This window comes from Vibrio sp. Isolate22, from assembly GCF_022398115.1.
In the GTDB taxonomy this organism is placed as follows: domain Bacteria; phylum Pseudomonadota; class Gammaproteobacteria; order Enterobacterales; family Vibrionaceae; genus Vibrio.
The window spans coordinates 19,263-33,810 of the sequence record NZ_JAKEUW010000010.1 but is presented as its reverse complement, the minus strand read 5'-3'; the positions used below and the strand labels follow the sequence as shown (position 1 = coordinate 33,810).

The following is a 14,548-nucleotide window of genomic DNA, read 5'->3' as shown; positions in this document are numbered from 1 at the left end:
TCAGGCAACGAATCTGGGCGAACAAGACCACTTTCAGTTCATGGCGAGCCATCAGTGTTAATAGCATCGCCAAATAAGATATCATTGCCTGCACCGCCGCTTAGATGATCATTACCTACAGGCAGTAGCGTGATTTCGTTACTACCTTCCTCAAGTGCAGCATCTAGGCCTTGGCTTGATTGAACGATTTCAACATCACCTGTCGTACTTGTTACTGTCTTAATTACAAAGTTGTCTAGGTATACGTCTGCAGTGTATCCACTTTGGTCTTCGTAAACCGAGAGTACTAACTGGTACTTACCTTCATGAAGTAGATCTGTTTCAATCGAGCCTGTACTGCTTCCAGATGAGACACTTACCCATGATTGAGTTTGTTCGTCAAATTTCTGAACACTCCAGCTAAACACATCGCCGCCACCGAAATAGCTCCCCTGAGACGCATCGAATGTCAGTACTGACGCTTCGCCGTCAGCAACTGTAAACTCAGGGCTGGTCATCGACGCTGAACTAGAAGTATCGTTTGGATCCGTCAACAAGATACGCGAATCAGTCAGTACTGCTGTACCGCCGGAAACCGTAAAGTTATCAAGGCTCCAAGCTTCGCCAGTACTAGAGCTAAAGTTTGCAAGTTGCGTTGTAGTTGACGAATACGTGTACGAGGAGCCATTGTCACTAACGAAATGTTCTAGTATTTCAGAATCAATTCCATCCCCGATACCAATAGTTCTAACTTTCGATACATCCGCTAACTCATCGAAAGCAGTAACAGAGTCGGCAAACTCATCAAACTGAGTAGTAGAGCCACTGCTGTTAGAACTATTCGATACAGTTGGTTTCCCATCAGTTAAGAAGAACGTTAGGTTTTCGTAACTTGATGGCTGGTCGTCGTCCTCAAACCAATCTTTAGCGGAATCAAACGCAGCCTCGTAATTAGTTGCACCATCCGCAGTCAAAGCATTGATCGCCGAGTTAACTGTCTGCTCCAAGTCTGACTCTTCTAAGTTCTGTAAGTCTATTTCTATACTCGCACTCGCTGCAAAACCAATTAGCGCCAGATTAATAACACCTGGATGCGATGCGATATCAGCCAACATAGCAATGAGCGATGCTTTAACCACATCTAACTTAGATTGATTACTGCTACTATTGAGTGCATCACTCATACTTCCTGATGTATCAACAACTAATGCAATATTGTAGTTAGTTGGCGCGACAGAATTATCAACAACACCCCCAATATCACCGAACAACACATCATCACCGCTAAAGCCAGTGATCGTGTTATCTCCGTTTTCACTACCTGAGCTAGGTGCAATTGCCACACCAGTTTGAGTATCAGCAAATACTTCCGAGTCAGCTGCTTGCCCTTGGTCATCAACTTCGTAAGCACCTGCTGTAACAGTTAGAACTGGCGCTGTATCGACTGGTGCTTCAACGATGACTGTTAACTTGCCGTCGTCATCGAGTTCAGCAGGATCAATCACCCAAGTTCCGTCAGCTTGTTTAGTACCGGTGGAGAGTGTTACATCTGCAGGTACATCACTAACGATCAGTGAACTTACTTGCTCGCTGCCGTCGTTGTCATACAGATCGATATCAATGTTAAGTTCATAAACCTCAGCAACTTTAACTAAAGTGCCGCTTTGAACTTCAAACTTACCGTCAGAGAAATACAACGTCTCGATGCTATAGAAGTCGTGATTTGCATTACCTGTCCCGGTATGAGTTAAACGGAAATCTGGAGCTCCCACTGTACTAAAGGTGTAGTCAGTGCTTTGGCCTGTTAGATAAGCAACATCATTGCCTGAACCACCATAGTATGCTGTGCTTGTCGTTGGACTACGAGAAATGAGTACGTCATCACCAGACTCTCCAGTATCATCCCCCAGAAGATTAATGCTTGTTGATGCGTCTATACCGCCAACCAAAATGTCACTGCCATCACCGCCTTGTAGGTTTTCAGTTACAACAGTGGATGTACCATCATTTCCGATAATGACGTCTTCACCCTCTCCACCGCGTACCTGCATATGATCCCCGCTGCCGTAAACGACTGTGTCATTACCGTCAAGAGCTTCAACCCAAGCACCACTTGTTGTCTGAAGGTGATTGTCATCGCCATCTGCTGTTGAATCTACAGTAGCGCTCACCAAACTAGATTCAATGCCTGCAACGATGGAGTCAGCAACATTTCCACTTACGCTGGTTAAGTTCGCAGAAACCGATAAACCATTACTAATTGGTGCAACTGTCGTTGTTACCGTTGCACTACTAGTCAAGCCTGAGCTATCAACAATGGTATATATGAAGGACGCACTACCCGTCACATTACTATTCGGCGTGAAAGAAATCTCCCCGCTGTTTTGATCGTATGACACTGTTCCATCGGCTGAACTAAATCCATCCGCGACAATCGTAAAGGTGTCACCTGTGTTTGGATCATAATCGTTGGCAAGCAGCAGTGAAGAATCTACAGTTAAAGTTTCACCCTCTCGTACAGACAGAACGTCACCAATCAATGGGAAATCATTTAGGTCATGCTCACCATTGTTGTAATTACCATTGCCGTCAACGGTACCAAGATTGATATCTAAGTTAGCGGCACCACCTTGGTCCCAGTAAACGATTTCAATGGAGTGATAACCATCGCTATCAATCGTAAATGAATCATGCATAGTAGTTGTCGACGACTGGTTCTGATCAACTGTAGCAACCGCTACTCCATCAATTAAGATAGTGTAACCATCATCAGCAGTAACTTTAAACGCATAATCACCGGCTTCTAGATAAACAGAGCCACTCATTTGAACGACGCCGTCAGTGTGTGCACCAACTGTACCTTCAACAGAGCCAGAATCGTTATTCAAGAAGTCTTCAAACTGACTTTGAGAACTTAAGCCGCTGTTATTTCCGTTCAACGTATAGTTTATGTCTTTTGCTTCAAATGTAAGGTCAGCATCTTTACCTGCGATAACATCTAACGCGTCTTGTACAGAGTCGATGTTGCCATTAACGCTGTCATTTGAACTGTAGTAGTAACCTGATAAACCACCGAATACAGACACAGTATCGTTCTGAGCAACTGGTGCTAAGTCAGTATCACCTGACACAATTGTCAATTGAGCAACTTCATCACTAACCAAACCGCTAGAGTCCACTGACTGATAGTCAATTTCTTCAGAAAGTTCAGCACTAACTACATCAACACCTTTGAGCGTGATATTGGAGTTTTTATTAGGGTTATCAGAGCCGTCCTGAGTAGTGAACACTCTTAATTCGGTAAACCCGCCGTCGACTTGGATGTTAACTGTGGCATTCCCGTTACTATCGATGGTAAGTCCATTTTCACCAGACTCATCGCTATCGAAGTAGAAAGTTCCAACAACATTACCACTTTCATCAAGGGCAATGACTTCAATTCGACCACCGGCACTGTTATTAGCATTGTAGTTTTCATAAACACTACCGAAGTCGATATTAGCCTCAGTGATTGACGCGCCAGTAGCAGAGTAATCAATTGAAATATATTCCTGAGCACCACCGTTGATAACATCAAGTTCGCCGCTATTCGCGTTAGCACTTTGAGAGACACCAAAACCGTCCTCTTGACCGCTACCATCGTAAACGAGATAGCTAGGTGTGCTACTAATATTGTTACCAACCGGAGACGCTCCGTTATAGAGCCCCGCACTAATAACCACACCGCTCTGTGGATCGTTGGAATCACTTTGTAAATAACTAACGCTAGAAGTGCCATTCCCTACTTGATTTTGGAAAGTACTAGCAACGAAATCCAAGTTATCGACAGCATTCTGATCTTGCTCGTATTCAATTTGAGCATCGCTACTGATGATATCCCCAGCTTTAATTAGTACTTTACCGCCACCGCTAACATCGTAAAGGTTACCAAATAGAGGTTCTTCAAGAATCTTCACATCAATAGATGTGCCAGAAGCGTCATCTTCCTCATCGCTAACGTTATCTTGAGTACCAGACTGACCACCATCAAACGTAAAGAACGCCTCATCTTGGTTGTCTAGAGTCACTGAGAAGTCTGATGCTGTTGGTTTGTCGTTCACGTCCGTCGTGTCCGCTGGGTTCACGTCGATGTTGTTCTCTGACGTGTTGCCCGTGGTGCTCTCTACGTGCACGTTGAAGTTTGGTAGGTCATTGCCCGCGTTCACATGGTCCGCGCCCGCTGGCGTCAGCGTCACCACGCCCGTGTCTTCATCGATGTTGAAGAAGCCGTTGGTGTCGTCAGTGATGCTGAACTTGATGTTGCCACCGTCTTCGTCCGTCGCCGACAGCGTCGCCACGGTCGTGCCTGCTAATACAGAGTCTTCCGTCAGCGCTGGCGTGCTCTCCACGGTGATGTTCAGTGGATCGTTCACCAACGTCACAGTAACATTCACCGTCAGTGTATCCGTACCGCCTTGGCCGTCAGTGACGATGACTGTGAAGCTATCGCTGCCGTTGTAGTCTGCGTTTGGTTTGTAGGTCCAGTTGCCGGTTTCATCAACGGTCACTAAACCATTAGATGGATCGCTGCCTTTTGAGAAACTTAATGAGTCATTGTCGCTATCAGATGCAGAGAGAGACCCGCTGACTGGCGTATCTTCCTCGGTCATGACCGCAACACTGTCACCTAGCGGGTCGCCATTGCTATCAACTAGCGTTGGTGTGTCATTAACAGATGTCACACCAACATTCACAATAATTGTATCTGTTCCACCATTTCCGTCGGTAACAACAACTGTGAAGCTATCGCTACCGTTGTAATTTTCATTGGGTGTGTAGGTCCAGTTGCCGTCTTCATCGACAACAACTGTACCGTTGGATGGATCAGTGCCTTTAGAGAAGTTTAATGAATCACCATCAGTGTCTGATGCGGATAAGCTTCCGCTAACTGGAGTATCTTCGTCGGTAGTTGCAGAAACACTATCGCCAAGTGGATTGCCATTGGCGTCTGTGATGATCACCGTAAATGTTGGTTGGGTTAACACCAACATTTACGGTGATCGTGTCAGTACCACCTTGGCCATCGGATACCACAACAGAGAAACTATCATTACCATTGAAGTCGTCGTTTGGAGTGTAAGTCCAGCTTCCGTCACTGTTTAAAGCAACTGAACCGTTGTCGGGAGATTGTGACAAGCTAAACGTAAGAGCGTCATCATCGTCGTCAGAAGCACTTAATGTACCGCTTACAGGGGTATCTTCATCCGTTGTGAACGTGACAGTATCTCCAACAACGACATTGTTGGAATCTGTAAATAGAGGGGCGCTATTTGATTGAGTTGAAGATTCTGAGATAGAGCGATAGGCATCAAGAAGACTTAAACTTTGGGTACGAGACATGCCCAACGCTTCAAAGCCTTCGGTCACGAATTCGGTATCAGGGATAGTTTCTTCACCATCTCGCTCAATGGTACCACTGGTGCCTAAACTTGAACCATTTTGACCGGCAGCAGTTGCGAATTCTTCACCCAATTCAGCGGGATCCTGCCCTTCTTCAAGAGCCTCAAAAATGTTCGCAATATCTTGGTCTAGTTCAACCTCACCGTCTTCTGGTGAGAAGCGCTTCACGGATACATCAGGGCTATTTGATTCATTTAGAGATTCAAGAATGACATCTCCCGCCTGAAGTGGTTCGCCTTCTTCTAGGACTTTAATCGTGCCATCTATTGAAATAACGATGCGCTGGCCTAGTGCCAATGCACCGCCTAGATTCAATGTTGTAATGTCCATATTAACCCCTAAAATCCATCTTTTGTTGTCAACGTCAAAATAGTGACAATTCAGGTGCTTAAAACATCAATATAAGTTATTGTGTTAGAGAAAGATAATGAGAATATTAATATAAGATTCAAGTGCCCAAAAACAACATAAAACGCACAGCGATCGGTTAACAAATTTACAACCATTTACGGCAGCTTCTAGAGCGAACGTTATTTTTTTGGCGGTTCACCTAAATTTTGTGTCTTTCTATAATAAAGCTCAGATTTTGGTGCCAGTCCATTTGGGGAGATGGAAATTGAATTGCACTCAAGCAACAACATTAGGATTAGCAATAGCATTAAGCTTGCCTGCTAGTGCACAAACCTTAGAACAGGCCGTAGCATTTACTTTAGAAAGTAACCCTGAGATCAAAAGTGCTTACAACGAATACATTAGTAAGCGTTACCTAAACGACGCTTCTGGTGGAGCCTACCGACCTAGTATCGATTTAGACGGTGGCATAGGATATGAACACACTGACCTTGCCACGAATGCCGATACAACCGATCTGACTCGTAAAGAAGCAACGATTACACTAACCCAACTAATATGGGACGGTGCTAATACATCGAATGATATCGACCGCACAGCAGCTGATGCTGAGTCTGTACGCTACCAGCTGTTATCTAACGCTCAAGACATCGCATTAGAAGTAACTAAGGTCTACCTCGACGCAGTGAAGGCCTATGAAGTGCTATCACTTTCTGAAAGCAACCTAGCTACGCACAAAGAGATATACAGCGACATTCGCAAACGCGTCGAATCTGGGATTGGCTCGACAGCAGATATGTCTCAGGTAGAAGCTCGTATTGCAAAAGCACATGGCAACCTACTCGCAGCTCAAAATAACCTGTTTGATACCCATACTCAATTCAAGCGACTTGTTGGTCAATCTCCACTAGGACTCACTTTCCCTCGTGCTGATGCGGGCGCCATTCCATACACAATCGATGGCGCACTGGCAAAAGCATTCAATCAACACCCAGTAATAAAGATAGCGCAAGCCGACGTTGACTCTGCAAAATTTCAATATAAGCAATCGAAAAGCACTAACTACCCAACTGTGTCTTTTGAAGCCGCTCAAACCTGGCGTGATGATGCCGGTGGTACAGAAGGCAGTAGTGATGAGTTCTCTGCAATGGTTCGCTTAAGGTACAACCTTTATAACGGAGGTTCAGATCAAGACCGCGCTGAGAGCGCTGCCTACCAACTGAATAAAGCCAAAGATCTCCGTGAAAGCACTTATCGCAATGTCGAAGAGAGTTTACGCCTTTCTTGGGGTGCGCTTGACCTCACTGTTCAACAAAAAGAGTTCCTATCTGATCACGTAGACTCAGCATCAGATACCGTTATCTCCTATGAGAAGCAGTATCGCATCGGTAAGCGTACCCTTCTCGATTTGCTCAACACCGAGAATGAATTGTTTGAAGCTCGTAAAGGCTATTTGGATGCCAAGTATGATGAGCAATACGCAAAATATCGCGTGATGAACGCAACTGGTAATCTACTTACCGGCTTACGAGTTGAGATCCCTGAAGAATGGAATGAAAAGGTGGAATATTAATGAAGCTAACAAACACAGTTTTATCGCTTTGCTTCATGGTTGTATCTACCCATGCTTTAGCTGACAACAATGAGGATGAATTTGAGTATCGTGCGCTTCCGCCTGTCACTCAAATTTACGATCTGCAAGATGACGACAACGATGGCGTTATCAATGCGCGTGATCTGTGTGCTGATACGCAGATTGGTGCAGAAATAGATAACGACGGTTGTGGTTCATATTTCGAGTCGTCGGAGAAGAAAGAGCTCCATATACTCTTCGCTAATAACTCTACAGAAATTAACCCAGCTTTCCTTAACCAGATACGCCAGATGGCTGCCTTTTTGAAGCGTTACGAAAGCACCACTATTGAATTGCAAGGTTACGCAAGTAAAGTAGGTAATGCTGAACATAATCTAAAGTTGTCAAAAGAGCGTGCTGCTAACGTTAGACGTGCACTTATCAGCAACGGCATTCAACCTTCTAGAGTCAACATCGTTGGCCATGGTGATGTTGAGTTCAGTAGCAATGACACCGAAATCAACCACGCACTTCACCGTAAAGTCGTTGCTGCTGTGGCCGGGTTTAAAGGAAATATCAAAGAAGAATGGCACATATTTACTAAGATTAAGAAGTAACTATCGTCGGACCTAACCGTACTGAAACGTTATCTTAAGTTAACGTTTCAGTGCGATGATAATTCCTTGAATAGCATGTACCTAAGCCGTCTATAATGTTAATCTTGCCACGTTATCAACATAGAGAATTAATCCATGAGCAAACTAACAGCTGATACTCAAGCAAATCTAGAACTTTTCGTTTCTGAAACACAAGAAACTAAACTGGTATGGGGCCTTCGCAACGAAGAAGGTTGGCTAGCATGTGACTCAAGTGAATTCGAAAACAGCGAAGTGATGCCTTTCTGGTCTTCAAAAGAAGATGCTAAAACTCACAACGTTGAAGAGTGGGCTGACTTTGAAGTACTAGAAATCCCGCTAGACATCTTTGTAGAAGATTGGCTACTAACTCTTGCTGAAGATGGCGTACTAGTAGGTGTTAACTGGAACGAATCTCTAGAAGGCAAAGAGCTTGAGCCTTCTGACCTAGCGAAATTATACATCTAATTTCAAGTATCGGCCGTACGAATCGTGCGGCCAATATCTCTCTGATAAAACTGAATAAATTAGAGATCTAGTTCGCAATATCTCTCACAAACACCCCTCATAATTTGAAGCAAGATCAAACTAATCATAGAATATCGTTCTTTATCCTGATTGATAGTTACTTGTGACTCGTTCGATTTTCCTTAGCTTTATATTCTTGGTTAGCTTTGCAACCCACTGCCAACCAGTCACTCCAAGTCACTCTTCAGACTCATCTATCCCTTTGCCAAATACGGCTGGTATCGACACTCCAAATGCTGATTGGAATGCACTCTATCTCACGACATTGAGTCACTCTCCTTCCCGTGCACTTACCATGCTTCAAACACGCTACATGAGTACAAACTCGTATGGAGAAAAACTCTACCTTTCAGGTCGGTTATATCAATACATGAGCGAGCGAGATCAACCATTTTATGGGATTGCATCTAATGACAGTGAATATCAAGCCATAGAGCAAGCGTTTGTTGCCGCGCTCGTTGAAGACAGTCAAGGACAGTATGAGCTCGCACAACAACGCTTCCTGATGCTGTTAGCAAAAATGCAATCTCGTAGCGATTCAACCGGCAAAGCACTGCTCAAGTACCAATTATGTCGCTCCCTAAACGAACAAGCTAAATATCACCAAGCAAACTACTATTGCTCAGGGCTTGAATCCGACTTACATGATGCCATCGATCCTGTGCTGCCCAAGTTCATTACTTATCGGGTCATTGCTAACAATCATCATTTTCGTAGTGACTACCATACAGCGTTAAATACCTATCTCTCTTTGATCAAGGCATTTCCAAAAGGACATGATATCTCCGGAGTTTACAATGATATTGGTAACTTACTCAAAGAGCTAAAGCAGTATGAAAAATCAACTCAATACCTAGAGGAAGCTCTTGCCCTAAGAGCCGATGCTTCCGGCATAATGAAGGCTCAGGTTCATCACAGCCTTGCTGATCTCTATTTAAGTCAAAGCCAAAGCGACTTAGCGATTCATCATTTCGAAAAAGCGCAGAAATTACTAAGAGAATCATCACATAACTACGGCATTGCACTCACTAGCTTAGGGTTAGGTAAAGCTTATACACAGACACAAGATTATGATTTGGCACGAAGCTATTTAATAGAGTCACTCGAGGCTGCCAATGAGTTGAGCAATGATGGCATTCGTATCAATGCTTATTTGGCAGTCAGTGATATGTTCGAAGAGAAGAAGCTGATGGCTGAGGCACTTAATTATGCCGAACAAGCTTTGAGGCTAGCGGAACAGGTATCAAGACACAAATACACAGCTCAAGCTCTGCTTCAATTATCTGAAGTACACAAAGCGCTTAATGATTACCAACAAGCGTTTATCTATTATCAACGATATTCATCCATTCAGATGGAAGCGCGAGATACAGACAACCGGCTCGCACTAGAGGCGCTCGATATTGCCCATACCAAATATGAACAAGAACTAGAGAGCTCCTTATTGCTTCACCAAGCGAACATTGACCGCCTTCATATCGAGAAAATGGAGCGCCAACGCTGGGTTTACAACATCATTGTAATTCTCTTGTTGTGTGGTGCGAGTTTTATGGTGTTCGCGAATAAAACAATTCGCTCAAAAGCTGCGATTGACGCTATGACCAAAGCGTACAACAGAACTGAAATCATAAGACGAATTAAACGGGTCAAGCGTTCTCAAGAAACAAATAAGCAGCATGTTCTAATCTTATTAGACCTAGATAAGTTTAAGAAAATCAATGATGAACATGGTCACCCAACTGGGGACAGAGCACTCATCCACATTAGCAGACAAATCAGAAAGCACTTGATGAGTGGAGAGTTGTTTGGTCGTTTAGGTGGTGAAGAGTTTGTAATAATGCTGACAGACACCACTCCATCGGAAGTAAGAGAACGAGTCGAAGAGTTACACTATGTAATCTCAAGCACCGTTTTTCTATCAGAAAGTAAAAAGCCACTTAATGTAACCGCGAGTTTTGCTTACTTAGCAACCTCAAACGCATTAAGTGACTTCGATGAGCTCTATTCAGTGCTTGACCAAGCTCTATATCAGGCAAAAAGTAACGGCCGAAACTGCATTATTGATGCGTATAACGACCCCATTGACCTGCCTGAGATTATTTATTCTCAGCCTGCTTACGAACCAGTTCAGCCATAATAGATTCGCGATCACCCAGGTAGTCATTGAGGCCAACTTTTCTCAGTTCACATGCCGGGCAATCGCCACAGCCATCGCCGATGATACCGTTGTAACAAGTCAGGGTTTTACTACGTACAAGCTCAAGTGCTGAGTATTGATCAGCCAAGGCCCAAGTTTCAGCCTTGTTTAGCCACATTAATGGCGTTTTAATATCCAGCTGCTTGTCCATACCTTGCACTAACGCAGAGTTCATCGCTTTTACAAAGTCATTACGACAATCAGGGTAGCCAGAGAAATCCGTCTCGCAGACGCCAGTAATCACCGTTTCTGCGCCAATTTGATACGCGTAGATACCAGCAAGTGTTAAGAACAGAATGTTACGACCAGGTACAAACGAATTCGGCAATCCGTTCTCTTGCAGTTCATGAGAAACAGGAATATCGTCACGAGTTAAAGAGCTGATAGCTAGCTCATTTAATAGAGTCACATCCATCACTTTGTGCGCCTTCACGCCTAACTCTTTAGCCAATGATTCAGCGACTTCAATCTCTAGTCTATGACGCTGGCCATAGTCAAACGTAATAGCATGAACTTCATCATACTCTTTTAATGCTTGAACTAGACATGTGGTTGAGTCTTGACCACCACTAAATACTACAACTGCTTTTTTCATTTCCATTCCTACTTAAAACTGACGAGCTTTCTACAACGGGTAAGTACTCTACAAAGCCAAAAACTAGGCAATGCTCAAGTACTTATGAGTTTGAATTGATAAGCGCCAATTGCGCTCAATGCAGGTATCAATACATAGCTTCGTCGCACGATCTTTTTGGCTAATTGGTTGTAGAGCAATCACAGTATCGTCAGATACTTCTGCTCGTTCCAGTAAACCATCAAGTTGCTCGATGTCCTTACCTGTTCCTACTGGGTGCTTAATCTCGTTAGCACGCTGTAAAGCGCTGTCTAAGATTTCCAGTTTCGCTTTCATTGCCACCTTAGGTGACACCGTAACCCATGTGTCTGGTGTTGCTTTTACTTCTGATGTACCGCTAGTCTCAATTTGGCAGCGACAGCCGTGTTTCTCAAATGCTTCAGTAAGAGGGACAAGATCATATATACATGGCTCACCACCTGTAATCACAATGTGTTTAGCAGTGTAGCTTTGCTTGATGTATTCATTCACGATTCCTTGAGCATCAATAGAAGACCAAGTCGGTGAATCCTCTGTCTTAACCATGATATCACCAAGGCTAGTCTCGTCTTCTGGCAAAGCTTCCCATGTCTGTTTGGTATCACACCAAGAACAGCCTACAGGGCAAATTTGCAAACGAACAAAAACAGCAGGAACGCCGGTAAACACGCCCTCACCCTGGATGGTTTCAAACATTTCGTTAATCTTGTACAACTTTCCCTCAGCTCAATCATTTGATGAAATTAATCAACCGCAGACCTTAAAGCACTTGCCTCTTTTGGTCAAACAAATGAGTACTGATAAATCACTTGATCAAAGCCCTAGCCTAGCGTTTCAAGTTCCCTTATCCTTTCGCCCATTAGATTTCGTTAGCTTTTTATTTTTAGTAAGGAACAACATGTACAAACTGATCGCTCTTGATATGGACGGTACGCTGCTCAACAGTGACAAAGTAATTTCTCAAGAAAACAAAGAAGCAATTGCCAAGGCTCGAGCTGCCGGTGTGAAGGTCGTTCTGGCTTCTGGCCGCCCTTTAGAAGGCATGCAAAGCAAACTCGATGAGCTTTCAATTAACGGCGAGGATGACTTTGTACTCTTTTACAATGGCTCTATGGTTCAGAATGTATCAACAAAAGAGATCATTCATAGCGAGATCAGCAATGGTAAAGCAGCAAAAGAAATCGCTACACTTGCCGAACAGCTTGGTGGCTATGTCCATGCGTTCAGCAAAGTTCATGGTTTAATTACACCTGAGAACAACGAATACACCGGCATTGAAGCGCGCATCAACGGCTTAGAGATTACCGAGTTCGATTTTTCTCGGTTGGAAGACGACCACGAAATCATTAAAACCATGATTGTTGCTGAGCCAACCAAACTGACAGACATCATCAGTAAATTGCCACAAGAGCTTAAGAATCAGTTTACTATTGTTCAGAGCGCACCTTTCTTCTTAGAGTTCCTAAATCCGAACTCAAACAAAGGTGTCGGTATTGAAGCCATTGCCAAACACTTAGGCATTACAGCCGAAGAAGTGATCTGTATGGGCGATGCTGAAAATGACCACCATATGCTGAAATACGCGGGCCTTGGCATTGCAATGGACAACGCGATGGAAGAAACCAAGAAAATCGCTGATCATATCACTGCAAGCAACGACGACCATGGTGTAGCGGTCGCGATTGAAAAGTTCATCTTCAACTCTTAACGATTAGATGCCATATCATTGATACTAAAAAGGCTGTGCACTGTACAGCCTTTTTTTGTTTGACAGTTCATTGGTTATTTTCTTGCCCAAGGCAAACGAAATGCCACAACGCCAAGCAGAATCAAGATAGGGAAACGCAGCGTATCGACGACAAATGAAGCGATACCACTAAATGAAACAAAGCTCCCCGCCCAGCTAATCAATAGATTTCCCGCTAACAACATCACCATAACACCAAGCACAATCTTAAATGAGAACTGGCCAGTTAAAGGTTTAGAGTCCGTTAACGTCACCAAGCAAGCGATGGTCATTAAAATAGCGACCCAGAATGAGAACGTTGGCAATGGCCAAATAACCGTAATTACGATTGATAGCAAGCATAAACCCCACCACACGCCTTTGGAGCTCAATAACACACTAATATCAACATCAGGTTTACTATCAAGTCTCACTATATGCCAAGTTGTTAAGGCGCCTAACAAACCGCCCATCAAAACATCACTGAAAAACGCACTGCCTGTGTAAGCTTTGAAAAGCATAATCCAAAGTAGCCCAGCAAGTACTATCAGTATCGATTTCTGTTCAAAGATACGTTTCAACTTCCACAACACCAACAAAGTCAAACTCACCCATAGCGCTGCCAACAAACTTGGAAAACTGTAACCACTGCTCATAACTAGCTTCAATGTTGGAAGATAAGCGTGTGGACGTGGGAAACCGAACCCTTGGTGCGCTATCAAAGTCAGCAGTGTCACCGATATCAAAGTGAAACCGAACTTCAACGCAAAATTGCGACCAAAATGCCAAGCGATTAATGGCAAGATCACAATGAAAGCCCATGGCTTTGCGAGTAGATCGGTCAATAAAACCGTATTGGAAAATATACTCGGTAGGTTATCGAACATGTTTTGCAGCGAAACAATCCAACCTAGTTCAACTTGATGAACTTTTGGCGCTGCACCCACCAACTCCGTTACATAAGTCACAGGTTGGTTTGTCGCCGAAAGAAACAGCTCATTAATCTCAGACCACTGCTCTGGATAGCGGTATTGATTTGCTGGCAATGTAGTCGGAGGAAGTAACATCGCCCTACTCACTTCCACTCCATAATGAGGAGCGAACCAAATTGGAAGCTCAAAGCCACCCAACTCATTTCGAGCTTGATAGCTGATGACTTCAGAATCAGAGATACAATCATAAATAACCGCACTGTCGGTGTAACCGAGTACATCACCAACCGTTACGGATAGTCCTGCTTCTTCCCAAGTTTCACGTTGCGCTGCAATAGCTGGATCTTCACCAGAAACAACCGTGCCTCCCGGTAAAGACAATTGCCCGGTGATCAACTCATCAACCAACACAATTTGGTTATCAGCGCGTACTACACACAATGCGCCCGCAATATGATCGGGCAAGGTGTTATTCGCCCAAACGGAAGTAGTACTCAACAGAGAAAGAATAAGAACCAATAGATATCGAATAACCAACGAATTTACCTACAAATAATGGAAGAAATTGAGACTGC

The 14,548-nt window shown here is 43.9% G+C and carries 10 protein-coding genes; 5 read left to right on the top strand and 5 right to left on the bottom strand.

Going from position 1 to position 14,548, the window contains the following annotated elements; all coding sequences use genetic code 11:
- Positions 1–38: 38 nt before the first annotated feature.
- Entirely contained in the window at positions 39–5,009 is a 4,971-nt protein-coding gene (locus L1D55_RS08105; RefSeq protein ID WP_239917088.1) for a tandem-95 repeat protein, read from the bottom strand.
- The gene (locus tag L1D55_RS08100) at positions 4,939–5,748 is read right to left on the bottom strand and encodes an Ig-like domain-containing protein (protein ID WP_239917087.1); all 810 of its coding nucleotides are present in this window, start codon (positions 5,746–5,748) and stop codon (positions 4,939–4,941) included. Before L1D55_RS08100 ends, L1D55_RS08105 begins: the two co-directional genes overlap by 71 nt.
- 286 nt (positions 5,749–6,034) lie before the next feature.
- On the opposite strand from L1D55_RS08100, the gene L1D55_RS08095 reads away from it, so the two are divergent.
- From L1D55_RS08095 to L1D55_RS08080, 4 genes are all read left to right on the top strand, one after another.
- A complete protein-coding gene (locus tag L1D55_RS08095) occupies positions 6,035–7,342 on the top strand; it encodes a TolC family outer membrane protein (RefSeq protein WP_239917086.1) in 1,308 nt (435 codons plus the stop codon).
- Positions 7,342–7,959: an OmpA family protein gene (locus tag L1D55_RS08090; protein WP_239917085.1), complete on the top strand. Its 618-nt coding sequence runs from the start codon at positions 7,342–7,344 to the stop codon at positions 7,957–7,959. Before L1D55_RS08095 ends, L1D55_RS08090 begins: the two co-directional genes overlap by 1 nt.
- Before the next feature lie 135 nt (positions 7,960–8,094).
- On the top strand, positions 8,095–8,445 hold the full coding sequence (locus tag L1D55_RS08085) for a DUF2750 domain-containing protein (protein WP_239917084.1): 351 nt from the start codon (positions 8,095–8,097) through the stop codon (positions 8,443–8,445).
- 163 nt (positions 8,446–8,608) lie between these two features.
- On the top strand, positions 8,609–10,642 hold the full coding sequence (locus L1D55_RS08080) for a diguanylate cyclase (protein ID WP_239917083.1): 2,034 nt from the start codon (positions 8,609–8,611) through the stop codon (positions 10,640–10,642).
- Here the strand turns inward: L1D55_RS08080 and queC are convergent.
- The gene (queC, locus tag L1D55_RS08075) at positions 10,602–11,297 is read right to left on the bottom strand and encodes a 7-cyano-7-deazaguanine synthase QueC (protein ID WP_239917082.1); all 696 of its coding nucleotides are present in this window, start codon (positions 11,295–11,297) and stop codon (positions 10,602–10,604) included. The genes L1D55_RS08080 and queC overlap by 41 nt on opposite strands.
- Before the next feature lie 63 nt (positions 11,298–11,360).
- A complete protein-coding gene (gene queE, locus L1D55_RS08070) occupies positions 11,361–12,029 on the bottom strand; it encodes a 7-carboxy-7-deazaguanine synthase QueE (protein ID WP_345772779.1) in 669 nt (222 codons plus the stop codon).
- Between the two features lie 184 nt (positions 12,030–12,213).
- Between queE and L1D55_RS08065 the strand changes: the two genes are divergently transcribed.
- Positions 12,214–13,023 carry a Cof-type HAD-IIB family hydrolase gene (locus L1D55_RS08065; RefSeq protein WP_239917080.1) on the top strand — a complete coding sequence of 270 codons (810 nt, stop codon included), beginning with the start codon at positions 12,214–12,216 and terminating at the stop codon, positions 13,021–13,023.
- Between the two features lie 74 nt (positions 13,024–13,097).
- Here the strand turns inward: L1D55_RS08065 and L1D55_RS08060 are convergent, their stop codons facing one another.
- Positions 13,098–14,510 (bottom strand): phosphatase PAP2 family protein, encoded by a 1,413-nt coding sequence (locus L1D55_RS08060; RefSeq protein ID WP_239917079.1) that lies wholly within the window; start codon positions 14,508–14,510, stop codon positions 13,098–13,100.
- Positions 14,511–14,548: the final 38 nt, after the last annotated feature.

Coding starts and splice junctions, on each gene's coding strand:
- queC (WP_239917082.1), bottom strand. CDS start 11,297: ATGAAAAAAGCAGTTGTAGTATTTAGTGGTGGTCAAGACTCAACCACA.
- L1D55_RS08085 (WP_239917084.1), top strand. CDS start 8,095: ATGAGCAAACTAACAGCTGATACTCAAGCAAATCTAGAACTTTTCGTT.
- L1D55_RS08100 (WP_239917087.1), bottom strand. CDS start 5,748: ATGGACATTACAACATTGAATCTAGGCGGTGCATTGGCACTAGGCCAG.
- L1D55_RS08065 (WP_239917080.1), top strand. CDS start 12,214: ATGTACAAACTGATCGCTCTTGATATGGACGGTACGCTGCTCAACAGT.
- L1D55_RS08105 (WP_239917088.1), bottom strand. CDS start 5,009: ATGTTGGTGTTAACCCAACCAACATTTACGGTGATCATCACAGACGCC.
- L1D55_RS08090 (WP_239917085.1), top strand. CDS start 7,342: ATGAAGCTAACAAACACAGTTTTATCGCTTTGCTTCATGGTTGTATCT.